26 protein-coding genes are annotated in these 25,100 nt (G+C 71.0%); 9 read left to right on the forward strand and 17 right to left on the reverse strand.

Annotated elements, in window-relative coordinates; all coding sequences use genetic code 11:
* The first annotated feature begins 56 nt into the window (after positions 1-56).
* Complete coding sequence (clpB, locus tag ACFE8Y_RS10265; RefSeq protein ID WP_375464288.1) at positions 57-2,687, forward strand: ATP-dependent chaperone ClpB; 2,631 nt, start codon at positions 57-59, stop codon at positions 2,685-2,687.
* Positions 2,688-2,771: 84 nt separating this feature from the next.
* Positions 2,772-3,449: a metallophosphoesterase family protein gene (locus ACFE8Y_RS10270; protein WP_375464289.1), complete on the forward strand. Its 678-nt coding sequence runs from the start codon at positions 2,772-2,774 to the stop codon at positions 3,447-3,449.
* 4 nt (positions 3,450-3,453) lie between these two features.
* Here the strand turns inward: ACFE8Y_RS10270 and ACFE8Y_RS10275 are convergent, their stop codons facing one another.
* The 12 genes from ACFE8Y_RS10275 to ACFE8Y_RS10330 form a co-directional block, all read right to left on the reverse strand.
* Complete coding sequence (locus ACFE8Y_RS10275) at positions 3,454-4,011, reverse strand: sugar O-acetyltransferase (RefSeq protein WP_375464290.1); 558 nt, start codon at positions 4,009-4,011, stop codon at positions 3,454-3,456.
* 64 nt (positions 4,012-4,075) lie between these two features.
* The gene (locus ACFE8Y_RS10280; protein ID WP_375464291.1) at positions 4,076-4,450 is read right to left on the reverse strand and encodes a DUF423 domain-containing protein; all 375 of its coding nucleotides are present in this window, start codon (positions 4,448-4,450) and stop codon (positions 4,076-4,078) included.
* Positions 4,450-5,103, reverse strand: a complete 654-nt coding sequence (gene yihA / locus ACFE8Y_RS10285) for a ribosome biogenesis GTP-binding protein YihA/YsxC (protein WP_375464292.1) — start codon at positions 5,101-5,103, stop codon at positions 4,450-4,452. The genes ACFE8Y_RS10280 and yihA overlap by 1 nt, the downstream gene beginning before the upstream one ends.
* A 13-nt stretch (positions 5,104-5,116) precedes the next feature.
* Positions 5,117-6,967 (reverse strand): membrane protein insertase YidC, encoded by a 1,851-nt coding sequence (yidC, locus tag ACFE8Y_RS10290; protein WP_375464293.1) that lies wholly within the window; start codon positions 6,965-6,967, stop codon positions 5,117-5,119.
* Positions 6,957-7,496 carry a ribonuclease P protein component gene (gene rnpA, locus ACFE8Y_RS10295; protein ID WP_375464294.1) on the reverse strand — a complete coding sequence of 180 codons (540 nt, stop codon included), beginning with the start codon at positions 7,494-7,496 and terminating at the stop codon, positions 6,957-6,959. Before rnpA ends, yidC begins: the two co-directional genes overlap by 11 nt.
* Positions 7,497-7,563: 67 nt before the next feature.
* Positions 7,564-7,698, reverse strand: coding sequence for a 50S ribosomal protein L34 (gene rpmH, locus ACFE8Y_RS10300; RefSeq protein WP_238184546.1), 135 nt, complete (start codon positions 7,696-7,698; stop codon positions 7,564-7,566).
* Between the two features lie 212 nt (positions 7,699-7,910).
* Positions 7,911-8,453 (reverse strand): adenine phosphoribosyltransferase, encoded by a 543-nt coding sequence (locus tag ACFE8Y_RS10305; RefSeq protein WP_375464295.1) that lies wholly within the window; start codon positions 8,451-8,453, stop codon positions 7,911-7,913.
* Positions 8,454-8,583: 130 nt separating this feature from the next.
* Positions 8,584-9,327, reverse strand: a complete 744-nt coding sequence (locus tag ACFE8Y_RS10310) for a hypothetical protein (protein ID WP_375464296.1) — start codon at positions 9,325-9,327, stop codon at positions 8,584-8,586.
* Between the two features lie 248 nt (positions 9,328-9,575).
* On the reverse strand, positions 9,576-10,370 hold the full coding sequence (locus ACFE8Y_RS10315; protein ID WP_375464297.1) for an inositol monophosphatase family protein: 795 nt from the start codon (positions 10,368-10,370) through the stop codon (positions 9,576-9,578).
* A gap of 229 nt (positions 10,371-10,599) precedes the next feature.
* Positions 10,600-10,722 (reverse strand): hypothetical protein, encoded by a 123-nt coding sequence (locus tag ACFE8Y_RS10320; RefSeq protein ID WP_375464298.1) that lies wholly within the window; start codon positions 10,720-10,722, stop codon positions 10,600-10,602.
* Positions 10,719-10,952, reverse strand: a complete 234-nt coding sequence (locus tag ACFE8Y_RS10325) for a hypothetical protein (RefSeq protein ID WP_375464299.1) — start codon at positions 10,950-10,952, stop codon at positions 10,719-10,721. Before ACFE8Y_RS10325 ends, ACFE8Y_RS10320 begins: the two co-directional genes overlap by 4 nt.
* A gap of 164 nt (positions 10,953-11,116) precedes the next feature.
* Positions 11,117-12,331 (reverse strand): NADP-dependent isocitrate dehydrogenase, encoded by a 1,215-nt coding sequence (locus ACFE8Y_RS10330; RefSeq protein WP_375464300.1) that lies wholly within the window; start codon positions 12,329-12,331, stop codon positions 11,117-11,119.
* Between the two features lie 210 nt (positions 12,332-12,541).
* Between ACFE8Y_RS10330 and ACFE8Y_RS10335 the strand changes: the two genes are divergently transcribed.
* The 3 genes from ACFE8Y_RS10335 to ACFE8Y_RS10345 all read left to right on the forward strand — a co-directional run bounded on the left by ACFE8Y_RS10335 (position 12,542) and on the right by ACFE8Y_RS10345 (position 14,342).
* A complete protein-coding gene (locus ACFE8Y_RS10335; RefSeq protein ID WP_375464301.1) occupies positions 12,542-13,090 on the forward strand; it encodes a formaldehyde-activating enzyme in 549 nt (182 codons plus the stop codon).
* An 80-nt stretch (positions 13,091-13,170) separates the two neighbouring features.
* Complete coding sequence (locus tag ACFE8Y_RS10340) at positions 13,171-13,395, forward strand: type II toxin-antitoxin system ParD family antitoxin (RefSeq protein WP_375464302.1); 225 nt, start codon at positions 13,171-13,173, stop codon at positions 13,393-13,395.
* 191 nt (positions 13,396-13,586) lie between these two features.
* Positions 13,587-14,342: an RNA methyltransferase gene (locus ACFE8Y_RS10345; protein WP_375464303.1), complete on the forward strand. Its 756-nt coding sequence runs from the start codon at positions 13,587-13,589 to the stop codon at positions 14,340-14,342.
* Here the strand turns inward: ACFE8Y_RS10345 and ACFE8Y_RS10350 are convergent.
* Positions 14,339-15,142: a CDC27 family protein gene (locus ACFE8Y_RS10350; RefSeq protein ID WP_375464304.1), complete on the reverse strand. Its 804-nt coding sequence runs from the start codon at positions 15,140-15,142 to the stop codon at positions 14,339-14,341. The two genes, ACFE8Y_RS10345 and ACFE8Y_RS10350, sit on opposite strands and share 4 nt — an antisense overlap.
* A 109-nt stretch (positions 15,143-15,251) precedes the next feature.
* On the opposite strand from ACFE8Y_RS10350, the gene ACFE8Y_RS10355 reads away from it, so the two are divergent.
* Positions 15,252-16,655 (forward strand): M17 family metallopeptidase, encoded by a 1,404-nt coding sequence (locus ACFE8Y_RS10355; protein WP_375464305.1) that lies wholly within the window; start codon positions 15,252-15,254, stop codon positions 16,653-16,655.
* A gap of 9 nt (positions 16,656-16,664) precedes the next feature.
* Here the strand turns inward: ACFE8Y_RS10355 and ACFE8Y_RS10360 are convergent, their stop codons facing one another.
* The 3 genes from ACFE8Y_RS10360 to ACFE8Y_RS10370 form a co-directional block, all read right to left on the reverse strand.
* The gene (locus ACFE8Y_RS10360; protein WP_375464318.1) at positions 16,665-17,834 is read right to left on the reverse strand and encodes a M20 aminoacylase family protein; all 1,170 of its coding nucleotides are present in this window, start codon (positions 17,832-17,834) and stop codon (positions 16,665-16,667) included.
* A 159-nt stretch (positions 17,835-17,993) separates the two neighbouring features.
* Entirely contained in the window at positions 17,994-18,278 is a 285-nt protein-coding gene (locus ACFE8Y_RS10365) for a hypothetical protein (RefSeq protein WP_375464319.1), read from the reverse strand.
* A gap of 284 nt (positions 18,279-18,562) precedes the next feature.
* Positions 18,563-19,873, reverse strand: a complete 1,311-nt coding sequence (locus ACFE8Y_RS10370; protein ID WP_375464306.1) for a capsule biosynthesis protein — start codon at positions 19,871-19,873, stop codon at positions 18,563-18,565.
* A 247-nt stretch (positions 19,874-20,120) separates the two neighbouring features.
* On the opposite strand from ACFE8Y_RS10370, the gene ACFE8Y_RS10375 reads away from it, so the two are divergent.
* From ACFE8Y_RS10375 to fliP, 3 genes are all read left to right on the forward strand, one after another.
* Complete coding sequence (locus ACFE8Y_RS10375; RefSeq protein ID WP_375464307.1) at positions 20,121-20,507, forward strand: hypothetical protein; 387 nt, start codon at positions 20,121-20,123, stop codon at positions 20,505-20,507.
* A gap of 94 nt (positions 20,508-20,601) precedes the next feature.
* On the forward strand, positions 20,602-21,648 hold the full coding sequence (locus tag ACFE8Y_RS10380; RefSeq protein WP_375464308.1) for a lysylphosphatidylglycerol synthase domain-containing protein: 1,047 nt from the start codon (positions 20,602-20,604) through the stop codon (positions 21,646-21,648).
* A gap of 119 nt (positions 21,649-21,767) precedes the next feature.
* Positions 21,768-22,457 (forward strand): flagellar type III secretion system pore protein FliP, encoded by a 690-nt coding sequence (gene fliP, locus ACFE8Y_RS10385; protein ID WP_375464320.1) that lies wholly within the window; start codon positions 21,768-21,770, stop codon positions 22,455-22,457.
* A gap of 8 nt (positions 22,458-22,465) precedes the next feature.
* Here the strand turns inward: fliP and ACFE8Y_RS10390 are convergent.
* Positions 22,466-25,100: hypothetical protein (locus tag ACFE8Y_RS10390; RefSeq protein WP_375464309.1), on the reverse strand; the 2,635-nt coding region annotated here is incomplete at its 5' end.

A 25,100-nucleotide genomic window follows, 5' to 3' on the forward strand; every position in this document is an offset into this window, starting at 1 on the left:
GGCTGAGACCGTGCCATGTCGGGCGGTGGAGGCCGGAACGGGAGGATTGCGGTACAATGAACTTCGAGAAATACACCGAACGGGCCCGCGGCTTCGTCCAGGCGGCTCAGAACCTCGCCATGCGCGAGGGCCATCCCCAGTTGCAGCCGGGCCACCTGCTGAAGGTGCTGCTCGACGACCCCGAAGGCCTGTGCGCCGGGCTGATCGACCGCGCCGGCGGCCAGTCGCGCGTGGCGCTCGCCCAGGTCGAGGCGTGGCTCGCCAAGCAGCCGAAGGTGTCCGGCAATGCGAGCCAGCCCCAGGCGACCCGCGACCTGATGCGCCTGTTCGACACCGCCGAGAGGGCCGCGGAGAAGGCCGGCGATTCCTACGTCACCGTGGAGCGCCTGCTGCTCGCGCTCAGTGTCGAGAAGGACACGGAGGCCGGCAAGGCCCTGGTCTCCGCCGGCGTGACGCCGGCCTCCCTCAACGGCGCGATCAACGCGCTGCGCAAGGGCCGGACTGCGGACAACGCCTCGGCCGAGAACGCCTACGATGCGCTCAAGAAGTACGCCCGCGACCTCACCGAAGCGGCCCGCGAGGGCAAGCTCGATCCGGTGATCGGGCGCGACGAGGAGATCCGCCGCACGATCCAGGTCCTGTCGCGGCGAACCAAGAACAACCCCGTGCTGATCGGCGAGCCGGGCGTGGGCAAGACCGCGATCGTCGAGGGGCTGGCCCTGCGCATCGTCGACGGCGACGTGCCCGAGAGCCTGAAGGACAAGAGCCTGTTGGCGCTCGACCTCGGTGCGCTGATCGCGGGCGCGAAATTCCGTGGCGAGTTCGAGGAGCGGCTGAAGGCGGTGCTGTCCGAGGTGACGGCGGCTTCCGGCGGCATCATCCTGTTCATCGACGAGATGCACACGCTGGTCGGCGCGGGCAAGGCCGACGGCGCCATGGACGCCTCGAACCTGCTGAAGCCCGCGCTGGCGCGGGGCGAACTGCACTGCGTCGGCGCGACGACGCTGGACGAGTACCGCAAGCACGTGGAGAAGGATGCCGCGCTCGCCCGCCGCTTCCAGCCGGTCTTCGTCGCGGAGCCGACCGTGGAGGACACGGTCTCGATCCTGCGCGGCATCAAGGAGAAGTACGAGCAGCACCACGGGGTGCGCATCCAGGACGCGGCGCTGGTCGCCGCCGCCACCCTGTCGAACCGCTACATCACCGACCGCTTCCTGCCCGACAAGGCGATCGACCTGATGGACGAGGCGGGCTCGCGCCTGCGCATGCAGGTCGATTCCAAGCCCGAGGAACTCGACACCATCGACCGCGAGATCGTGCGCCGGAAGATCGAGGGCGAGGCCCTGAAGAAGGAGACCGACACCGCCTCCCGCGACCGTCTCGTGCGGCTGGAACGGGAGCTTGCCGACCTCGAGGAGCAGTCGGCCACCATCACCTCGCGCTGGAAGGCGGAGAAGGACAAGCTCGGCGCGGCCGCCGAGTTGAAGAAGAAGCTCGACGAGGCCCGCAACGAACTGGCCGGCGCGCAGCGCCAGGGCCAGTACCAGCGCGCGGGCGAACTCGCCTACGGCGTGATCCCCGGCTTCGAGAAGAAGCTCGCCGAGATCGAGGCCGCGGCCGAGAGCGCCGTCAGCCGCGACGGCATGGTCGAGGAGGCGGTGACGCCGGCCCACATCGCGGGCGTCGTCTCGCGCTGGACCGGCGTGCCCGTCGACAAGATGCTGGAGGGCGAGCGCGACAAGCTGCTCGCGATGGAGGTCGCTCTGGGCAAGCGCGTCGTCGGCCAGCGCGAGGCGGTGGAGGCTGTCGCGACCGCGGTGCGCCGGGCGCGCGCCGGTTTGCAGGACCCGAACCGGCCGATCGGCTCGTTCATGTTCCTGGGACCCACCGGCGTCGGCAAGACCGAGCTGACCAAGGCGCTGGCGAATTTTTTGTTCGACGACGACACGGCCTTGGTGCGGATCGACATGTCGGAATACATGGAGAAGCACTCCGTCGCCCGGCTCATCGGCGCGCCTCCGGGCTATGTCGGCTACGAGGAGGGCGGCGCGCTCACCGAGGCCGTGCGGCGGCGGCCCTATCAGGTCGTGCTGTTCGACGAGGTCGAGAAGGCGCATCCGGACGTGTTCAACGTCCTGCTCCAGGTGCTCGACGACGGGCGCCTGACCGACGGGCAGGGCCGCACGGTCGATTTCCGCAACACGCTGCTGATCATGACCTCGAACCTCGGGGCCGAGTACCTCGTGGCGCAGGTGGACGGCCAGGACACCGACGCGGTGCGCGACGAGGTGATGGGCGTGGTGCGAGGTCACTTCCGGCCGGAGTTCCTGAACCGGATCGACGAGATCATCCTGTTCCACCGCCTCAAGCGGGCGGAGATGGGCGCGATCGTCGACATCCAGCTCACCCGGCTCCAGACGCTGCTGGACGAGCGCAAGATCGCGCTCGACGTCGATGCGGAGGCCCGCGCGTGGCTTGCCGACCGCGGCTACGACCCGGCCTACGGTGCGCGGCCCCTGAAGCGCGTGATCCAGAAGACGGTGCAGGACCCGCTGGCCGAACTACTCCTGTCGGGAAAGATCCACGACGGGCAGAGCGTGCCGGTGGGGGTCGGGCCGGCCGGCCTCGTCATCGCCGGAACCAGTGCCGAGCCGAAGCGCCGCCCGGACAACGTCACGCTGAACTGATTTCCAGGGAGACCCGATCCCGGCGGTTCGAAAAGCGCCGCCGGGGCTTTTCTTTGGCTAAGTCCCCGACGACAGTGGTCGGGCATGAGCGACCTCACCTACGCCATCGGCGACATCCACGGCTGCGCGTCGCTCCTCGACGGTCTCCTCGCCCGCATCGAGACCCACGCCGCCTCCCGGCCCTACCGCCTCGTCTTCCTCGGCGACTACATCGACCGCGGGCCGGACAGCGCGGGCGTGATCCGCACGGTGAGCCGGCTGCACTGGGGCGATCCGGAGCGGGTCGTCTGCCTGATGGGCAATCACGAGGCGATGCTGCTCAAGACGCTCCAGGAACGCGGTGCCCTCGATCACTGGCTCCAGAACGGGGGCGTCGAAACCTTGGCCTCGTTCGACGCCGAGGGGCCGCAGGACCTGCCGGGCGACATGCTCGACTGGATCGAGGCGCTGCCCACCCTGCACGCGGATGCCCGGCGCTGGTACGTCCATGCCGGCTTCCGGCCGGGCTGCGAAGCACCGGACCCGGAGGTGCACAGCCGCCTGTGGATTCGCGAGCCGTTCCTCAGCGAGGATCACGATTTCGGACGCCACGTCGTCCACGGCCACACGCCGCAGACGAGCGGCCGGCCGGAGGTCCGCCCCTTCCGCACCAACCTCGACACCGGCGCCGTCTACGGCGGCGCGCTGACGGCCGGCGTGTTCTCGGACGTGCAGGGCCCGGCCTTGGAGTTCTTGCAGGTGCGGGCTCAGCCTGCCGCTTGAGCCGCTACCGCCGCGACACCGGCCGCGCCGGGTTGCCGACCACGGTCGCGCCGGGCGCCACGTCCTGCGTCACCACGGCGCCTGCGCCGACGATCGCGTCGTCGCCGACGGTGACGCCGGGCAGGATCAATGCGGCCCCGCCGATCCAGACGTTGGCGCCGATCGCGATCGGGCGTCCGAATTCGAGGCCGGCCCGGCGTTCGGCGGGGTCGCGCGGGTGGTCGGCGGTGAGGATCTGCACGCCCGGCCCGATCTGCGTCCCCTCTCCGATCGTGACGGCGACCACGTCCAGGATCACGCAGTTGAAGTTCAGGAACACGCCGTCGCCGAGGAAGATGTTGGTGCCGTAGTCGCAGAAGAACGGCGGCCGGATCACCGCTCCTGCGCCGGCATGGCCGAGATGCCCGGCCAGCAGCGCGTGCCGCTCGGAGGGCGGCAGCGCCAGCGCCGCGTTGTAGCGCACCAGCCAGGCCTTGTTCGCCGCGGCATCGGCTACGAGTTCGGGCGAGCCCGGACGATAGAGGTCGCCCGCGAGCATCTTCTGCTTTTCGGATCTCTGCATCACACGTCGTTCCTCGCAGTCCGGATCGAACGCCGCGCGGGCGGCGTCGAGCGCGGCGCGCCCCTCAGCGCCGAACCGGCAGGCAGGCGGCGACTGCCGCCCCGAGCCAGCCGAGCATCAGGACGATGCCGCCGGACGGCGCAGCCGCCGGAAAGAGCGCGTGGCCGGACAGCGCCCGGAGCGCGAGGTCGCCGGAAAACAGCGCGAGCCCGAGCATCAGCGCGGCCGCCGCGATGCGCGTGACGATGCCGTGCGTCAGGCCGGCGGCGGCGAGCCCGGTGAGCGCCAGGATCGCAGGTGCGTGGAACAGCAGGAACTGCGCCGCGGTCTTCAGGGAATCCGCGCCCGGGATGTGGGCGGCGGCCGCGCTCGCGGCGACGCCGAGGCCGCCGGCGAGGGCGGCGAGCGCGATGAGGATGCGGTCGGGTGTCGTCGGCATCAGGCGCCGCGCTCGGCCATGAGCCGGGCGATCGCCGCGCGCAGGTCCGGCACGCCGCGGTCGTCGCGGCTCGACGTCAGCAGCACCTGGGGGTAGGCGGCAGGCCTGCGGGCGAGCGCCGCCAGGATGCCGGCGACGCGCGCGTCGGTCTCGGATTTCTTCAGTGCGTCGCCCTTGGTCAGGACGATCTGGTAGCTCACGGCGGCCTTGTCGAGGCCGTCGAGCACGTCGGTGTCGATGCCCTTGAGCCCATGGCGGGCATCGATCAGCATGAACACGCGGGCGAGGTTGGCGCGGCCCTTGAGGTAGGCGTGGATCAGGTCGGTCCAGGCTTCGACCTTGGCCTTGCCGACCGCGGCGTAGCCGTAGCCGGGCATGTCGACGAGCGTCAGCCGCGCCCCGATGCGGAAGAAGTTGAGCTGCTGGGTGCGCCCCGGCGTGTGCGAGGTGCGCGCGAGCGTGTTGCGTCCGGTGAGCGCGTTGACGAGGCTCGACTTGCCGACGTTCGAGCGGCCGGCGAACGCGATCTCGACGCCGTCCATCGCCGGCAGCGTGCCGAGCGAGGGAGCCGCCGCGACGAAATCGGCCGCGCCCGCGAACAGCAGGCGGCCGCTCTCCGCGAGCGCCGCGTCCTCTTGCTCCTGCTGGGTCACGTCAACCCGCTCTTCAGCCCTTGGCCGCGGCGCTCTTGTCGCTCGCTTTGCCGCCCCTGCGGAACGTGTTCCGCAGGTTGTCCCACAGCTCCACCTTCACGCCGTTGCGGCGCATGATGACGTATTGCTGCGTCACCGAGAGGGTGTTGTTCCAGGCCCAGTAGATCACCAGCCCCGCCGGGAACGAGCCGAGCATGAAGGTGAACACGATCGGCATGAAGGTGAAGATTTGCGCCTGCACCGGATCGGGCGGGGCGGGGTTCATCTTCATCTGCACGAACATCGTCACGCCCATGATCAGCGGCCAGATGCCGAGGTGGACGAAGTCGGGCGCCGCGAACGGCAGCACGCCGAACAGGTTGAGGAAGCTCGTCGGATCGGGCGCGGCGAGGTCCTGGATCCAGCCGAAGAACGGCGCGTGCCGCATCTCGATGGTGATGAACAGCACCTTGTACAGCGCGAAGAAGACCGGGATCTGGACCAGCACCGGCCAGCAGCCGGCGACGGGGTTGATCTTCTCCTTCTTGTACAGCTCCATCATCGCCTGCTGCTGCTTCATCTTGTCGTCGGCAAAGCGCGTGCGGATCGAGGCCATCTCCGGCTGCACGGCCTTCATCTTGGCCATGGAGACGTAGGAACGGTTGGCGATCGGCAGGAACAGCAGCTTGAGGCAGAAGGTGACGATCAGGATCGCGACGCCGAAATTGCCCAGCAGGCGGTAGAAGAAGTCCAGCGCCCGGAACATCGGCTTGGTGATGAAGTGGAACCAGCCCCAGTCGATCATCAGGTCGAACTGCTTGATGCCGAGGTCGCGCTCGTAGCCGTTGATGGCGTTGACCTCCTTGGCGCCGGCAAACAGCCGCTGGGTGGTCGCGGCCGAGGCGCCGGGCTCGACGCTGCGGCCGTCGCCGCGCACGCTCGCCTGGTAGATCTTGGTCTGGCCGTCGGTGCGCTCCGTGAAGGCGCCGGTGTAGGCCATCGTCTGATCGGGGATCGCGGCAGCCGCCCAGTACTTGTCGGTGATGCCGACGAAGCCGCCGGTCACGTTCGGCCACGCCTTGCCCTTCGTGGCGGGACCGCCGTAGGCCGCCTCCTTGGCGAGGTGGTCGTAGGTATATTCCTGTAGCCCCTCGCCGCCGAGCACGCCGATCATGCCCTCGTGCAGGACGTAGTACCCTTGCGTCTGCGGCTTCCCCCAGCGCGAGACGAGGCTGTAGGGGTAGAGCGTCACGGCGCTCGAACCCTTGTTCTCGACCTCGTCGCGGACCGTGAACATGGACTTGTCGTCGACCGCGACGAGGCGCCTGAACACGAGGCCCGCGCCGTTGTCCCAGGTCAGCGTCACCGGCATGTTGGGGCTAAGCGTCTGGCCGTCGGCTGTCCACACGGTGTCGTTGGTCGGCAGCGGCCCGGCATTGGCGCCGACCCAGCCGAACTCGGCGTAGTACGGCGCCTCTGTGCCGATCGGCGAGAGCAGGACGATCTCGGGGCTCTTGTCGTCGACGGTCTCGTGGTAGTTCCGCAGGGCGATGTCGTCGATGCGGCCGCCCTTCAGGGCGATCGATCCGGCAAGCGAGGGCGTCGCGATGCGGATGCGGGGCGAGCGGGCAAGCGCGGCCGCCCGCGACTCGGGTACCGCGCTGGCGAGCGTGCCGGCCACGGGTGCGGCCGGGCCGCCCTCCTTCGGGCTCGGCGACGGAACGCCGTCCGGGCTCACGCCCGGGCTCTGCTGGGCCGCCTGGTTCTGGAGGTTGGCTTGGCGCTGCTGCTCCACGCGCGGCGCGGCGATGAAGTAGTTCCACCCGAGCAGGACGACGAGCGACAGGGCGATCGCCACGAACATGTTCGTCTTGTCATTGCCCATCGGGGCCACCGTCGCACGCGTTCGGGGTTGCTGAGGACGCGCGGGCGGGAGCCGCGGCGCGATCGGATCGTTCGGCCGTCGTCTGCCCGGCCCCCTTGCCGGAGCCCCGGCCCTTCGCGACGCCCCGGCCACCAGGGGAGCGCGCGCCGCGCGGGCGCTCGTCGGGGCCGCGTGGCTTGGCCACCGCGGGGATCGCCCGGCGCAGGTCGTCCTTGAGGGTGTCGAAGGCGGCGTCGATCGCGGGGCGGCGGGCGATCAGCACGATGTCGGCCGGCACGGCGCGGAATTCGGCCGCGAGCTGCGCGACGGCCGCGCGCAGGCGCCGGCGGATGCGGTTGCGCTCGGTGGCATGGCCGACCCGCTTGGTGATCGTGAAGCCGACGTGCAGCCCGGCCAGCGCCGCGCCGTCCCGAGTCTCGGCCGCCCCGTGCAGCCGCCCCTGCGCCGTCACGCGCTCCGTGTGGAACCGGCGACCGTCGGCCACCGCCAGGAACTCCCGGCGCCGCTTGAGCCGTTCGATCGTCGGCACGACAGGTCCGGCCTCGCTCACGCGCAGGGTCCCTCTCGCGCATCGTCGGACGACGCGCGCGTCACGCTCAGGCCGAGAGCTTCCGGCGTCCGTGGGCGCGGCGGCGCGCGATGACCTTGCGCCCGCCCGCGGTCGCCATCCGGGCGCGGAAGCCGTGACGGCGCTTCCGGACGAGCTTGCTCGGCTGATAGGTTCTCTTCATGGCTCCCGAAGCCTCCAAGGGTCGAGGCGCGCTCGCGGACGGCCAGCGCCGCGCCCGACCTTCACGCGTCCTTGAGAAATGTCTGCAAGCGCCAGGGGCGCCCGAACGGGGCGCCACGTCGCGACAGCGCGGCTTATGGCGGATGGGGTGGGTCGAGTCAACGTTTCGGGGCGCCCGTACGATGTGCTCCCGGCGGCGCCCGGACGTCCGCGTCAGTGGCCCGCGAACTCCATCAGCGTCCGCACCGGCACGTCGAGGGCACGCAGCTTGGCCGCACCGCCGATCTCGGGCAGGTCGATGACGAAGCAGGCCGCCACTACCTCGGCGCCGATCTGGCGGAGCAGGTTCACCGCGGCCGTCGCGGTGCCGCCGGTGGCGATCAGGTCGTCCACGAGCAGCACCCGGTCGCCCGGCTTGATCGCGTCGACGTGGATCTCGATCTCGTCGGTGCCGTATTCCAGCGCGTAGGCCAGTGACACCTTGGTGTGGGGCAGCTTGCCCTTCTTGCGGATCGGCACGAAGCCCGACGAGAGCTGGTGGGCCACCGCGCCGCCGAGGATGAAGCCCCGCGCCTCGATGCCCGCGACCTGATCGATCCCCCCGCCCGCGAACGGATGCACCAGCGCATCCACCGCCCGGCGGAAGGCGCGCGGGTCGCTGAGCAGCGTGGTGATGTCGCGGAACACGATCCCGGGCTTCGGGTAGTCGGGGATCGAGCGGATCGAATCCTTCAGGGCGATGTGGCGCCGTTCCATGCCGGGCAGGCCTTCAATCTGTCGGGCCTGAACGAGACGGCCCATCGCGGCGGCTTAGATCAGAAGGCGCTCGTTGCTGCCACCGTAAAGTCAGGCGCGCGCCTGACTACGGTCATGCCCGAGCGCGCGATCAGTTCGAGATCCACAACTCGAGCTTCGAGGCCGAGATGACCGGCACCCGTTTGATCTGAACCGGCACCGCGCCGATCCGCGTCGCCGTGACGGCGTCGGCCAGGGCTTGTGCGGCCGTACGATCGGCATCCACGCCGTACCGGACCTCATTGAGGCCGGCCGCCGACTGAATCCGTTCGCCGCTCGGCCCCCGCACGTTCCAGCCTCCGGATCGCAGGCCGTTGTTCAAGGCCATGATGCTCTCGCGCGTGATCAATCCCGCGAACTGGATGTCGACTTGATAAGCACTGGGGACGATCGCCGCGGACGTGTCGGCCGGCGGTACGATCTTGCCGGGGATGCTGACGCGGGCGTCGATCGCCCCGCTGTTCTCCTGCGTGATCCTCCGTTCGACCTCGTCGCAGTTTTCCCAGAACTTCACGAGGCAATAGGTCGGCTTGATGAATTTCTGCGAAGGAAGAAGCGCCGACACCACGAACATCGTGATGATGAACATCAGCAGGATCGCGAAGAAGGTTCCGAGCAGCTTCCTCAGGAACGGATCTTGGAGGATGTTGGCAAAGATTGCCGCTACGAGGCCGAGCACCGCGACGTAGAGCCCCATCAAGCCTGCCGTGGCGATGTTGACTTGCCAACTCGTCGCGATGGCCGCGACGGCCACCAGAGCCAAGCCGATGATCAGCAGCCGCGCCGTGTTGGGGTCAACTTTGAACAGACGTTCAATGACACTGACCGGCAACATCAAGAACTCCAGGGCGGATCTGTTATTGTGCTAATCTGGACCGCGGCGTGTGCCCCTGCAATCACTTTCTCGGATCGAAATTTCTTGAGTTGTCCTGTGCAAACCGGTTTTTCGCGATCGAAAGGAGTCCGATCAAACTTAATCTCGATCAGTACGCTTCATGGATTGCCAGACGGTAGGGTAAGACATGACACCCTCCGGTGAAGAATATGCGCAGGCTGGCGCATCGCGACTGCGGGAACGACGGCTCAGCCGTTCACCTTGCGCAGGATCGCGATCAGTTCCCGGTGCAGGGCCTCGTTCCCGCAGGCGACCGATCGCGAGGCCATCGGCTCCGAGGCCCCGTCGGCCGAGGTGACGAAGCCGCCGGCCTCGCGCACGAGGATGATGCCGGCCGCCATGTCCCAGGTCTTGAGGTCGCGCTCCCAGTACAGGTCGAGCCGGCCGCAGGCGACGTAGGCCAGATCCAGCGCCGCCGAGCCGAAGCGGCGCGTGCCGCCCGAAACCGCCATGACAGCGGCGACCTCGCGCAGCAGCCGCGGATGGTCGCCGCGGCCGAGATAGGGCGAGCCGTAGGCGGTGAGCGCGTCGGCCATGTCGTTCCGGCCGGAGACGCGCAGGCGCCGGTTGTTGAGGTAGGCGCCCTTGCCGCGCTCGGCCACGAACAGCTCGTCCTTGACCGGATCGTAGATCACGCCGGCCACGATCTGCCCGTCGCGCTCGAGCCCCACCGAGATCGCGAAGTGCGGGATGCCGTGCAGGAAGTTCGAGGTGCCGTCGAGCGGATCGACGTGCCACGTGTGGCTCTTGTCCTGGCCCTCCACGACGCCGGACTCCTCCAGCACCAGCCCGTAGCCCGGCCGCGCCTTCGTCAGCGCCTCGCGCAACACCTCCTCGGCCTTGCGGTCGGCCGCCGAGACGAAGTCGCCCGGCCCCTTGCGCGACACCTGCAGGTTCTCGATCTCGCCGTAGTCGCGGCGAAGCCCGCGCGAGGCCTTGCGCACGGCATCGACCATCACGGTCATCAGGGGTGAGGAGATCATCGAGGGCCTTGAATGTCCGGACGTTGTCGAGGCCGCGGTAAACGCATCGTGGCGCGGAAGCGAGCCCGGGTGGGGAATAGGTGGCATCCGGCGCGGAGCGCGGAGGAGTGATCGCTATCGCTTTACGGCGCTGGGGGCTGTACCACGGACCCGTCCAGCGAACGGGCACTTCATGGAGTCCGGCCGAGCATCTTGAGTTTGCCATGCCGCGGCGCGGGCGTTCGACAGTCTACTCCGCCCGGGCGCGACGGCCGGGCCGCGTGAAGCGATCCGCGATGACGTAGATCGCGAGCCCGCCGACGCCCATTACGAAGGGGGCGACAAACGAGAAGTAGGTTTGCGCGGAGATCATGGCTGCAATCTCCCGAGGAGCCGTTGAGCCTCATGATGTAGCGCCGCAGCGAACAAGATCCAAATCGCCGCGCCGAGGGCGAGTTCCCAGGCCGGCGCGGTCGGCGTGCTGACGCCGTAGAGGATGGCAGCGCTCGGGGCCAGGACACCGACCGCCAGGGACGCCGTCGCGAGGGCGTTGAGGGCGGAGGCGGCAAGCTTCACGCGCTCCGTGAGGACGGGATCGCTCATCGGCAGGAACCTACCACGCCGGCCGCTTCCCCGAAGCAGCCGGCGTGACGGAAACCGGCCTGATGGATCATCCGGACGGCCTGCGCGTCATGACGCGCAGCGCGTGAGCCGGCGCCGCGGACGGCAAGGCACCGCCGAGCGGAGGTCGCCTGGTGATGTCGGCGTCAGCTCGCCATCGCCGTCTTGAGGTGCTGATCGACCTTGTCGAGGAAGCCGGTGGTCGAGAGCCACTTCTGCTCGGGGCCGACGAGCAGCGCGAGGTCCTTGGTCATGAAGCCCGCCTCGACGGTGTCGACGCAGACCGTCTCCAGCGTGGTGGCGAAGGTGGCCAAGCGCTCGTTGCCGTCGAGCTTGGCCCGATGGCTGAGGCCCCGCGACCACGCGAAGATCGAGGCGATGGAGTTGGTGCTCGTCTCCTTGCCCTTCTGGTGCTCGCGGTAGTGGCGCGTGACCGTGCCATGGGCGGCCTCGGCCTCCACCGTCTGCCCGTCCGGGGTCATCAGCACCGAGGTCATCAGGCCGAGCGAGCCGAAGCCTTGGGCCGCCGTGTCCGACTGCACGTCGCCGTCGTAGTTCTTGCAGGCCCAGACGTAGCCGCCCGACCACTTGAGGCAGGAGGCGACCATGTCGTCGATCAGCCGGTGCTCGTAGGTGATGCCGAGCGCGGCGAACTTGCCCTTGAACTCGGCCTCGTAGACCTCCTGGAACAGGTCCTTGAAGCGCCCGTCGTAGGCCTTGAGGATGGTGTTCTTGGTCGACAGGTAGACCGGGTACTTGCGGGCGAGCCCGTAGTTCAGCGAGGCGCGGGCGAAGTCGCGGATCGAGTCGTCGAGGTTGTACATCGACATCGCCACGCCGGCGCCGGGGAACTGGAACACCTCGCGCTCGATGACCGTGCCGTCCTCGCCCTCGAACTTGATGGTGAGCCGGCCCTTGCCCGGCACCTTGAAGTCGGTGGCGCGGTACTGGTCGCCGTAGGCGTGGCGACCGATGACGAAGGGCTGCGTCCAGCCCGGCACGAGGCGGGGCACGTTCCGGCAGATGATCGGCTCGCGGAAGATCACGCCCCCTAAGATGTTGCGGATCGTGCCGTTGGGCGAGCGCCACATCTCACGCAGCTTGAACTCCGCCACCCGCTGCTCGTCCGGCGTGATGGTGGCGCATTTCACGCCGACGCCGTGACGCTTGATCGCCTCGGCCGCCTCGACCGTGACCTTGTCGCCCGTCGCGTCGCGGTGCTCGACGCCGAGGTCGTAATAGTCGAGGTCGAGGTCGAGATAGGGGTGGATCAGCTTGCTCTTGATCTCGGACCAGATGATCCGGGTCATCTCGTCGCCGTCGAGTTCGACGACGGGATTGGCCACCTTGATCTTGTCCATGCGCCGCTGCCTTCCGTGGAGATCCGGGCGGCCCGCATGCAAATGCCGTGCGGCCGCGGGCGGGTCATAGCGCGGGCTCCCCGGAGGCGAAAGCCGGGGGCGCGGCTCCGCCGCCGACAGGCCGCGGAGGCTGTCACGAGGGCTGCGGGGGTGGACATCCGCGCGCCGGGCTGGAATCTGCGCCGACCGTTTTCAGGTTCGGGAGCATCCATGAGCGAGCGCATCATCCTGCGGGCCGGCGAGGCGCTGGTCGCCGGCGGGCCGCCCAACACCGCAGCCGAGCCGGAGGTGATCATCGGCGAACTGGACGGGCCGGTGGGCACCGCGCTCGCCACGCTCACCGGCGATCAGGTGGTCGGCCATTCCCGCGTGTTCGCGCTCTTGAACACCGACATCATGGTGCGCCCGGTGACGCTGTGCGTCTCCAAGGTCAGCGTCACGGAATCGAAGTACACCTCGATCCTGATGGGCACGGTGCAGTTCGCCATCGCCAACGGCGTGCTCGATGCGGTCCGCGCCGGCTACATCCCGAAGGACAAGGCCAACGATCTCGGCATCATCTGCTCGGTCTGGCTCAGCCCCGGCGTGATCGAAGCCGAGACCGTCGATCACAAGGCGCTGTTCGACATCCAGCGCCGCGGCATGACGGAGGCGATCCGCAAGGCGATGACCAACGAGCCCTCGATCGACTGGCTGCTGGAGAACCAGGACAGGATCGTGCACAAGTATTACCAGATGGGGCTCGACGGGAAGATCTGAGCTTTCGGGACGGTCGACCGCTGTGCCGCCTTTGATCATCCTGGCCGTCTCGTGCCAGGATGACGAAGGGAGTGATATCCATGACCGACCGTTCCGACCTCGGCGCTCCGCCCGAAAGCACCATCACCGCGCTGGTGGAGACGGGGCGCTTCGACAACCGCGACGCGGTCCTGCGCGAGGGCGTCCGCCTCGTCGAGGCTCGCGAGAACCGCCTTGCGTTGGATGCATCAATCGCCCGCGGGCTTGCCGATGCCGGGCGCGTCGCGCGTGCTTCGGACGTCGGGGACCGGCTCCGCGCCAAGTAGGAGACGCACGGCGAAACCTTCGATCCATGATCGTCGTCCTTGCCGCGGCGGCCGAAGCCGACATCGAGCGGGCGACCGGATCGCGGTGCTGCACATCCTTCATGGCACGCAGGATGACGAGGCGATCCTGTTCCCGGTCGCGTGAACCGGACCGGTAGCGCGCGACCTAAGTCCGTGCGAGAGGGCCGCGCATGATTCCGGCCACCGGCGCCCCCGTCGTCATCCTCGTCGAGCCGCAGCTTGCCGAGAACATCGGCATGACCGCCCGCGCCATGGCCAATTTCGGCCTGTCCGAACTCCGCCTCGTCGCACCGAGGAACGGCTGGCCGAAGAAGGGGGTGCGCGAGGCCGCATCCGGCGCGACCCACGTCCTCGACGGCGCGACGGTCCACGCCACCCTGCCCGAGGCGATCGCCGACCTGACCTGTCTGCTGGCCACCACCGCCCGCGAGCGCGGGCAGATGAAGCGCGTCCTCCTGCCCGACGCCGCGATGGCGGAGACGGCCGGCCGGATCGCGCAAGGGGAAAAGGTCGGCGTGATGTTCGGGCGCGAGCGCGTCGGGCTGACGAACGACGAGGTGTCGCTGGCCGACGCCATCGTCACCTTCCCCGTCACCGACGAATTCCCGTCGCTCAATCTCGCCCAGGCGGTGCTGCTGGTAGGCTACGAGTGGCGCCGCGCCGCGGGGCTCGCCCGGCCGCGCTTCACCGGCGAGACCCGCGCCCTGCCCGCCACCCGCGAGGCCCTGCTGGCCCTGTTCTCCAGCCTGGAGGAGACGCTCGCCGGCGCCGGCTTCTACCCGCCGGAGAAGCGCGCGATCATCGCGCGCAACATGCGCGACATGCTCCACCGCATGAACCTGACCGAGCAGGACGTGCGCACCTTCCGCGGGGCGCTGCGCGCGCTGGAGCGCCGGTCGAGGCGCCCTCCTCCCGAGGCGGTCTAGCCGGGCGTTTGTTTGGCCGCGCCGACGGCGTCGGCCGCCTTCCGGCGGCTCGGCTGGGCAGCGAGGCTGCGCAGGGACGCGAGGTTCGCCTCGGCCTCGGCCGGCGACAGGTCCCGACGCAGGAGCGCCTCGGCCTCGGGGAACCGGCCCTTGAGCCCGAGCACCAGGGCGAGGTTGCCGCGCACCCGCGCATCGGCGCCGGGTTGGGAGACCGCGAGCCGCAGGGTCTCCTCCGCCCGGTCGAGCTCCTTGCCCAGCGCGTAGGACAGCCCGAGATTGGACAGCACCGAGGGCTCGTTCGGCCGGATCTTCAGGGCCGCCTCGTAGAAGCCCTGCGCGCGAGCGCGGTCGCCGAGCTGGTCGGCGGCCGAGCCCTGCGCCGAGAGCACCCGCCAGTCCGGCTGCGCCGGCGAGTGGGCGTTCTGAAGCACGTCCTGCGCCTCCTGGAAGCGCCCAACCTCGACCAGCGACTTCCCATAGGCGCCGAGCACGGCGGCGTTGCGCGGGTTGCGGAGCGCGGCCTGCTGAAGCACCGCGGTCGCCTGCGCGCGCTGCTCGGTGGCCCGCAGCGCCTGCGCGTAGCGCATCGCGAGGCCGAGATCGTTCGGGTCGGCGGCGTAGCGCTCGGCCAGCGCGTCGGCCTCCCGCGGCGAGATCCGCGGACCGCCGATCGAGCCGGTGGTCTCGGGCGAGCGCGACTGGCAACCGGCGGCGAGCAGGGCGACGAGGCCGGCGGCAATGAGCTTGGCGCGGCGCGCCCGCCAAGCCCGGGTCTGCTTCGGCCGTGGGGCCGTGATCATGAGACGCTCCGCCAAACGGCCTGCCGGGACGTTCTTCACGGGCCGGCAGGGACGGTGATAGAGCGTTAACCCTAACCGGGGGTTAAGTCCCCCTGCCGGCCAGGACCGCATGACCGAACCCGCCCACCATCACTTGGCCGCCGGGTTGCTGCCCGCGGGCACGCCCGCGATCCCGGTCTCCCTCGTCTCCACGACCGACTGGCCGACCTTGGAATCCGGCCTCGACGCTCCGCAGCGGGTCTATGCCGCCGCCGTCGGCTTCGCGCCGAAGCCGGGGCAGGTCGCGCTGCTGCCAGGCCCCGACGGCAGCCTTTCCCGCGTGCTGTTCGGCCTCGGCGAGACCGGGGCGGCCGGCCACGACCGCCTGCTCGCCGGCAAGCTGCCCGGCCTGCTGCCCCCCGGCGCCTACGCGCTCGCGGACTGCGCCGAGCCGGCCGAGGCCGCGCTCGCATGGCTGCTCGGCGCCTACCGGTTCGAGCGCTACCGCAAGCCCGGGCCGGAGGGCGCACGCCTCGTGGCGCCGGACGGCGTCGATGCCGCCGGGATCGCGCGGATCGCCCGCGCCGTGGCGCTCGGGCGCGACCTCGTCAACACGCCGGCCAACGACCTCGGCCCCGCCGAGATCGAGGCCGCGGCCCGCGCGCTTGCCGCGCGGCACGGCGCGACGGTCGCCGTCGTCCTCGGCGAGGACCTCGCGCGGGACTTCCCGCTCATCCACGCGGTCGGCGTCGCCTCGCCCCGCCCGCCCCGGCTGATCGACCTGACCTGGGGACCCGTTGATGGCCCGCGCGTGACGCTCGTCGGCAAGGGCGTCGCCTTCGACACCGGCGGCCTCGACCTCAAGCCCTCCGCCGGCATGCTGCTGATGAAGAAGGACATGGGCGGGGCCGCCGCGGCGCTCAGTGCCGCCGACATGGTCATGGGCGCCGGGCTCCGCTTGCGCCTGCGCCTGCTGATCCCGGCGGTGGAGAACGCCGTCTCAGGGAACGCCTTCCGCCCAGGCGACGTGCTGGCGAGCCGCGCGGGCCTCACCGTCGAAGTCGGCAACACCGACGCGGAGGGCCGGCTGATCCTCGCCGACGCCCTGGCTCTGGCCGACGCGGAGGACCCCGACCTGCTGATCGACTTCGCGACGCTGACCGGCGCCGCCCGCGTCGCGCTGGGACCGGACCTCCCGGCCTTCTTCACCGAGGACGATGCCTTGGCCGGCGAGATCGCGGCGGCGGGGCTGGCGGCCATCGATCCGGTCTGGCGGATGCCGCTGCACGCACCCTACGCGAGCCTGCTCGCGTCGAAGGTCGCCGACCTCAACAACGTCTCGGGCGGCCCCTTCGCCGGGGCGATCACCGCGGCGCTGTTCCTGCGCCGGTTCGCGCCGAGGACGAAGCGCCACGTCCACTTCGACCTCTACGGCTGGAACCCCGCGGCCAAGCCCGGCCGGCCGGAGGGGGGCGAGGTGCAGACCGCGCGGCTGGTCCACCACCTGCTGACGGCGCGCTACGCCGCGGCCTGAGCGGGCCGGTCACCCCGCCAGGGGCAATCCGGTCTCGACCAGCCGGGCCCAAAGCGACGCCCCCAGCGGCGCCGCCGCATCGCAAAAATCGTAGTGCGGGTGGTGAAGCGCGGCGCTGTCGCCGTTGCCGAGGAACAGGTAGGCCCCCGGGCGACGGCCCAGCATGTAGGAGAAGTCCTCCGCCGCCATCATCGGCGCCACGTCCCGGTTTACGCGATCCTCGCCGACGAGGGAGGCGGCCACGTCCCCCATGAAGGCGGCCTCGGCCGGATGGTTCTCGGTGACGGGATAGCTCGACCCGAAATCGACGCTGCCGCGCGCGCCGAAGCCGGCGGCGACGTTGGCCGCGAGGTCCGCGATGCGGATCTTCGCCGCCGCGCGCACGTCCCGCGACAGCGCGCGCAGGGTGCCGCGCATCGTCACCGTCTGCGGCAGGACGTTGAAGGCCTCGCCCGCGTCGAGCGCGCAGACCGAGACGACGGCCGATTGCAGCGGATCGACGCTGCGCGACACGATCGATTGCAGGGCGACGATGACGTGGCTCGCCACCAGCACGCTGTCGATCGCGTCCTGCGGCAGGGCGGCGTGCCCGCCCCGGCCCTCGATCGTCAGGGTGAAGCGGTCGGTCGAGGCCATGATCGGGCCCGGGCGGATCGCGAAGGAGCCGAGCGCGAGGCCCGGAATGTTGTGCATCCCGTAGACGGAGCCGATCCCGAACCGCTCCATCAGGCCGTCCTCGACCATCGCCTCGCCGCCGCCGCCGCCTTCCTCCGCGGGCTGGAAGATCAGCACGGCGGCGCCGTCGAAGGCGCGGGTCGCCGCGAGGTACTTGGCGGCGCCGAGCAGCATCGCGGTGTGCCCGTCGTGGCCGCAGGCGTGCATCTTGCCCGGCACGGTGGAGCGGTAGGGCAGATCCCGCACCTCCTGGATCGGCAGGGCGTCCATGTCGGCGCGCAGGCCGATCGCGCGCGAGCCGTGCCCGCGGCCGCGGATCACGCCCACGACGCCGGTGCGGCCGATGCCGGTCGCGACCTCGTCGCAGCCGAAGCGTTCGAGCTTGTCCGCCACGAAGCCGGCGGTGCGCGCCACGTCGTAGAGCAGTTCGGGGTGGGCGTGCAGATCCTGCCGCCACGCCGCCATCTCGGCGGCGAACCCCCGGATCGCGTCGATGGCGGGCAGCGCGCGCGCGGAAAGGTCTTCGATCGGCATGGCGGACGCGGCTTTCGGCTCGGGACATGGTGGCCGGCCGAAGCCTTCCAGCAAGCAGGGGGCCAAGTTCAAGCAGGCGGCCAAGTCCTTACGGGAGGCCGCACCAGATGCGCGGCGTGACCGCGGGTCTCAGCCGCGTCCGCCGGAGCCGGCGTTGTGCGCCCGGGTCTGGGCCGCGAGGGCCTCGTCGAGCTTCCGCATGGCCTCGGACCGCGCGATGTCGGCCTCGACGTCGCGGATCGTCTCCTCGACGAGGTGCTGCTGGATCGCGAGCCGCGGATCGTCCGCGGCGATGCCCTCGCGGTCCCGCAGGCGCAGGACCGCCTGCCGCACCACGGCGTAGACCGCCTCGCGCTCCTCGCGGCGCATCGCCGGTTTGATCGCCTGGGCAACGAGATCGGAGAAGTCCGGCATGGCGGTCGAGGGATGTTCCACCGAGAGCGCTTCCCGACGAGGTGGTCACCGGTTCGTCGTGAGGAAGCGCGTTACGACACAGGTCTGGAGCCGCCTCGCGATCCGGCTGGATTGGGAACGTCTCCAGTGGCGGCTCCGATCCGGTTGCAGGGGATCGGCGCCCGCTTGGTCGGAGAGCGCTCTAGAGCATTGTCCATGATCTCAGGATCACGAAAAATACTCTATCTCCTTGCATGATCGCATTGTCTTCACGCAAGCCGGCAACCGCCTCGCTTGAAAATGCTCTAGAGGCGCTGGTCCTTGATGCCGCCGAGGACCAGGGACGCCGAGCTCCAGACCACCAGGAAGCAGAAGAAGACGACCGCGAACTGGCGGCCGCGCCTCGGATAGAGCGAGGCCGTCGGAAGCACCGGAGGCACGTAGGTCGCCAGGAAGATGTGCTGCTTGGAGGCCGACACCCGAGCCCTGTCGAGGATGGTGTTGGCCATCTCGTTCAGCTTCTCCGCGATGGTGCGCTCGACCATCAGGCCCTCGTATTCGAGGAGGGCGTTGCTCATCGTCGGCGCGCCGCCGACCGCGGGGCCGTCGCTGGTGAGCTGGTCCTGCAGCGCCTTCATCTGCTGGTCGACGGCCGCGACCGTGGCGGCGAGAACCTGGATCGAGCGCGCCTTCTCGTCGAGGTTCGAGCCTCGAAGCACCTGGAGGTCGTTCTCCGCCTTGAGCTTGTCCTTGCGCAGGGAGACCAGCGTCGTCAGCGTCGCTTCGGCCGACTTGATCGGATCGATGATCCCCCAATGGTTGCGGTAGCGCTGGATCTCCACCGTCGCCCTGCGCAGGCGCTCCTGCGCCGCCGTCGCATCGACCTGGGCCTGCCTCACCAGGTCGGCCTGGGCGCGCTGCGAGATGTCGTTGATCAGGACCTCGGAGCGGGCCACGATGTCTCGGGCGATCGTCAGGGCATCCTGCGGCGTGAAGGCCCGTACCGAGAGCAGGATCGCGCCGGAGATCACGTCGATCCGGGCGTCGACGTGCTCACGCCAGTACGTCGTCAGCTCCTCGATCGGTCGCGGCGCCGCGTAGCGGGCCCAGAAGTCCGCCTCCTTGCGTGAGAACATGCGCGAGACGCCGAGGTTCTTCTCCGCGGCCTCGACCATGGCCTGACTCATGATGAAGTCCCGGACGATGTAGCCGTCCTGACTGTTGTGCTTCTGGATGAGGCCTCCGTACTCGCCGAGGGACGCGTTCTCCATCGGCTCGACGTTGCCGCGCACGGCGAACTGAGCCTCGGCGACGTACTGGTCGGAGGCAACGACGAACAGGTAGAACGCGATCACCGCCGTCGGAAGCAGGACGAAGAGGCTGAAGCGCTGCACCAGCAGGGCGGTGTAGCTCTGCGGCGGCGCATCGGCGGGGCGCAGGCCCGGCAGCCGGGTCCAGGCGAGACGCTCGCGGGCCCGCTGGACCAGGGCGCGCCGGCCCGGTGCCTCTACGGGCTCGATCGTCTCGGCCCCGCGGCGAAGTTCGGTCACCGAGCGCTGCGCGACCTGCATGAGGCCGCGGAGCCGATCGTCCTGCCTGACCTCGTCGACGCTCATTCGTCCTGTTTTCCTGCGCCCTGTCGTCACGAGGACCGCCCGGACGAGCGGCGCCGGCGTCGCGCCCGTCGACCGGGAAGGCCGGTCCTGATGGGCGGAGCCGGGTCCAGATCCCGTTCTTTTCAGCCCTTTTTAAGGCGTTCGCCCCGGCATCGCTGCCCTGCACCATCGCCGGGGAACCTGCGCGGCGCCCAGGCTGCGCCGGCCTCGGTTGCGCTGCGGTCGTCCCCGGCCTAGGCGGAGGACGATGAAGCGTGACCCGTCCGATCCAGCACCGCGCCGCGCCGTCCGCACGGCCAAGGCGAAGATCTGCGACGTCGTCGTCGCGTGCAGAAAGTGCGCCAAGCGGCAGGGCCTGCCCAAGCGTGCGCTGCGCGACCGCCTGAAGGCCGCGCTGAAGCGGTCCCATCCCGGGGGACGCCTGCGCATCGTCGAGACCGGGTGCCTCGGCCCCTGCCCGAAGCACCTGCTCGCCGTCGCCACGGGCGCCAGCCTCGCGCGGGGCCGCATCCTCCTGATCGATCCTGCGGCGGCCCCGGCCGAGATGCTCGCCGCGCTCCGTCCCGACCTCGCTGCGGAAGGCGGGCCGCCGCGTTCCTCAGGGAGCCGCGACGGTCGGGACACGACCGCATGAGCCCGCGGCCCGGTGCGGAGGCCGGGCCGGGCTCCCTGCCGCTTCGCGCGAGCGAGCCGCGGCGGCGCACGGCCCGCGCCGGACCCTGCCGGCCGTGAGAGCGCGGGCCGACCGGACGCGCCGCGTCGGACGGGCGCTGCTGCGCCGCCTGCCCCTCGTCGGCACCGTGCTCGGACTTGGACTCGCCGTATGGCTCATCGCCACGCACGATCTCGCCGCGGTCGCCGTCGCGTTCGGGCAGATCGGGCTTGCCGGCCTCCTCGGCGTCGTCCTGGTGCGGGTGGCGATCGTGCTGCTCTGCGGCATCGCCTGGGCGCGCATCCTCGACGGGCTGTCCCCGGCAGGCTCCGGCGCCTTCGTGACGCTCCGCTTCGTGCGGGAGGGCATCAACGTGCTGCTGCCGGTGGCCTCGGTCGGCGGCGACGTGGTCGGCGGCCGGCTCCTGACGTTCTGGGGCGTGGCGGGACCGCTGGCCGCCGCCTCGATCCTGGCCGACCTGCTGTTCCAGGTCGGCACGCAGGCGCTGTTCGCCCTGCTCGGAGCCGGCCTCCTGATGCGGGTCGAGGGCGAGCCTGCGGCCGAACTCGCCCGCTGGGTGCTTCGGGCGCTGTCCGTGGCGGCTCTCCTGCTGGCGGCCTTCTTCGCCGTTCAGCGGACCGGCGCGGCCCGCCTCGTCGAGCGCGGGCTTGCGGACCTCGGCCGGCGCTTCGTGCGCGAAGCCGAGCCGGGCCGCCCGGCCGGGGCGGGCGTCCACGATGCCCTCGACGCGGTCTGGGGCAGGGGCCGGCGCGGGCGGCTCGCGCAGGCGATGCTGCTGCATCTCGCGGCCTGGACGCTGGGCGCCGCCGAGATCGGGATCGTGCTCGCCTGCATCGGCGTCGAGGGCGTGAGCGTCCTCCAGGTGCTGGTGATCGAGGCCCTGAGCCAAGCGATCAAGGCCGCCGCCTTTCCGGTCCCGAGCGGCCTCGGGGTCCAGGAGGGCGGCTTCGTCGTCGTCGGCGCGCTGTTCGGGATCGATGCCGGCACCGCCATCGCCCTGTCCCTGGCCAAGCGCGTGCCCGACCTCGTGCTCGGGCTTCCCGCCCTCGTCCTCTGGCAGGGCCTCGAAGCGCGGCGCGGGCGCCCTCGGACGCCCCCGTGAGCGCAGGCTTGCGCCGCCGTCGCCACAGCCCCAGGGTGCCGGCCGCCATGACATCGCCCAAGATGCTCCCCGGTCTGCCGGTTGCCGCGCGCCGCATCGGTCTCTCCGTGCTCGCCCTGATGCTCGGCGCGGATGCGGCCGCGGCGCAGAGCGTCACCCTCGATCTCGGCGCGGGCGGCGTCACCGAGCGGGCGCTCCAGCTCGTCGCGCTGATCACGGTGCTGGCGCTCGCGCCCTCCGTCCTGGTGATGGCGACCTCGTTCACCCGGATCGTGGTCGTGCTCTCGATCCTGCGCTCGGCGCTGGGCACCCAGACCGCGCCGCCGACCGCGGTGATCGTCAGCCTCGCCCTGTTCCTGACCGCGTTCGTGATGGCGCCGACCGGCCGCGAGGCCTATCGCAACGGCATCGAGCCGCTGCTCGCCGGCCAGATCACGCAAGGGGTCGCCTTCGAGCGGGCCGCCGCCCCGTTCAAGACCTTCATGCTGCGGACCGTGCGCGAGAAGGACCTGAAGCTCTTCCTCGACATGGCCAAGGTGCCGGTGCCCTCCGGCCCGGAGGCGGTCGGCCTCGAAATCGTCACGCCGGCCTTCATGATCTCGGAATTGCGCCGGGCCTTCGAGATCGGCTTCCTGCTGTTCATCCCGTTCCTGATCATCGACCTCGTCGTCGCCTCGATCCTGATGGCAGTCGGCATGATGATGGTGCCGCCGGCCACCGTCGCCCTGCCCTTCAAGCTGATCTTCTTCGTTCTCGTCGACGGCTGGACGCTCGTCGCCGGCTCGCTGGTCCAGAGCTACGGCGGCTGAGAGGCCGTTCAACCCGGCGGGGACGCCTGCCCGTCGGCCCGCGTCTCCGCCGCGCCCGAGGCGGCCCGGCCGGACCCGCGCTCGGGCAGGGAGGCGTCGGGATAGCGCTTGCGGTACTCGGCGAGGAAGGTCGCCAGCGTGTCGGCCCCGGTCGCGCGCTGCGCGATCTCGCGGAAGCCGGGATTGCGGATCGCGTCGGCGCCGGTCAGCAGCGCGAAGGCGCGCGCGTCGCCGCTCTCCGCCATGGCGCCCGAGAACTTCGCCCTGAGGCGCTCCAGCCCCATCGGCTCGCCCGCGAGATCGTAGGCGATCGCCGCCCGGATCGCGTCGGCGCGGCCGGCGGCGTCCAGGCCCTTGCCGGAGCGCCACGCATCGCCGAGCAGCGCCTCGTGCGCCTCTCCGGCCTCGCGCCAGCGGCGGGCGGTCCACAGGATGTCGGCCCGCAGCCGCGCCGCGTCCGCGCCGGCCTCGCCGTCGATCGCCTCCAGGGCGAGGTCGGTCCGCGACAGGTCGGACAGGGCGCGGGCCCGCAGCAGCGCGCGGGCGCGGCGCAGGTCGCTGGGCAGCTCCGGCAGGTAGGTCCCCTCGATCGCCTCGAGCGCCATCAGCGGCTTGCCGTCCATCAGCCGGATCGCGGCGAGCTGGGTCGCCACGCTCGAACGACCCGACCCGCTGAGGCGGTTGTCGACCTGATACTGCAGCAGGTCGGCGGCCGAATCGAGCAGGTCGAGGCCGACGAGGCGCTCGGCCAGCCGGCGCACGATCGCGTCGCCGCGCCGGCCGATCGGGGCGAACTCCTTGAAGTCGAAGTACAGGGCGACCGCCTCGATCCCGCCCAGGCCGTCGCCGCGCTCGGACAGGAAGAGGTCGTCGAACAGGGCCTGCGCCTCGCCGGTCAGCACCCGCGCCTCGCCTGAGTCGGGCGCGGTCGCGTTGGCGCGCCGCACCGTGGCGAACGCGTCGCGGTAGCGCCCGGCCGCCATGTAGAGACGGGCGAGGCCGGCCGTGATGGCGTTCTCGGTCTCGCCCCCGTGCCACGTGAGGGCCAGACGCTCCAGCCGGTCGATCGCGTCGGCCGGCGGGATCTTGCCGGTGCTCTGCGCGAGCAAGGTCCCGCGCAGGCCCGCGGCCACAGCGACCGGCCGCTCGCCGATCTCGGCGAGGCGCTCGTAGGCTTCGAGGGCGACCTTGCCGCGCTCCGTCGCCTCGTCGATCCGGGCCTGGACCAGGGTCAGCCGGTCGCGATCGAGCGGCGTCGCATCGAGGCCCTTGGCGGACGCGATCCGCTGCATCGCCGCATCGAGGTCGCCGGTCTCGATCGCCGCCTCGGCCGCGAGGGTGCGGATCATCGCCTGGAGGTCGCTCGGGTAGCGCGCGGTCACGGGCAGCGTCCGCCCCAGGCCGGCCTCCGCGTCGCGCCAGCGGCCCGCCCCCCCGTCGGCGACGGCGCGCCACAGGGCGGCCTCGGGATCGCGCGCAAGCGATTCCCCGCTCAAGGCGCGCTTGGCCTCCTCGTTGCGGCCCATGCGGACCAGCCCGAGGCCGCGCAGGATGGCGGTGTCGCGTGCACCGGCGAGCAGCGGATCGTCGGCCGCGGCCGCGTCCAGCGCCGTCAGGGCCTCGGAGGCGAGGCCGTTGGCCAGGAGCGTCCGGGCGAGCATCAGGCGCAGGGGCCCGCGCGCGCCGGCCGGAGTGGCGACGGCGGCCGCGAACTGCGCCCGGATCGTCTCGCGGGCGTCGCCCAGCCGCGCCTGATCCCAGAGTTCGCGTAGGATCGTCAGCCCCGACGCCTCACCGAGCGGGATCTCCGCCGGCCGCGCCACCGCCGAGACCGCGAGGCCGCCGTCGCGGCCGATCGCGACGCCGTCGAGGTCGGGCCGGACGGTGAGGTCGTCGGCTGCTGCCAGCACCGCGAGGCCGAGACGGGAGGGGAGCAGCTCGAAATCGACGAAGCGCTGGCGCTTGGCGACGGACGCGGGCTTCCACGCCGCCGAGGTGACCACGGCGATGCGCTCGCCGTCGAGGTCGAGCCAGCGCGCGGAGCGCGGCTGCGGAAGCGCGACGGCGACGCGGCTGCGGCCGGAGGCCTCCGTCCGTCGGACGACCGTGAGGGTGTCGCTCGGGCTCAGGTCCTCGCCGGCGGTCAGCTCCCAGGCACCGGCCGCGGGTCCGGCCCTCACCGGCACCAGGTCGATGAGCTTGCCCGGCGGCACGTTGAAGCGCAGCACGCTCACCGCGCCGGCGCGCACCGGTTCGCCGAGCGCCCGCAAGCCGTCCTGTCGTCCGTCCTGCCGCCCGTCCTGCCGCCGCTCGGCCGCGGCGACGGGCTCGTCGGTCTCGAGCACCAGGGTCGCGATCCCGGCCCGCTCGAACAGGGCGGCCGGCGGACGCTTGGCGAACGGGAAGACGAGGCCGGTGCCGGCCTGCCGTTCCGGCGGCTCGGCCGGCGCGGGGCGCGGCTCCGCGGGTTCGGACGCGGCGGCCACCCGGACGGTGGGTGCGGCGGACGGCGCCACCGTCTCGGGCGCGGCCACCGGCCGCCGCGGCGCACCCTTGGCCGTGGTGTCGAACTTGGCCGTGGTGTCGAACTTGACCGTGGTGTCGAACTTGGCCGTGATGTCGAAGATGACCGTCTCGTCGTCG

Source organism: uncultured Methylobacterium sp. (genome assembly GCF_964242245.1).
Taxonomy (GTDB): domain Bacteria; phylum Pseudomonadota; class Alphaproteobacteria; order Rhizobiales; family Beijerinckiaceae; genus Methylobacterium.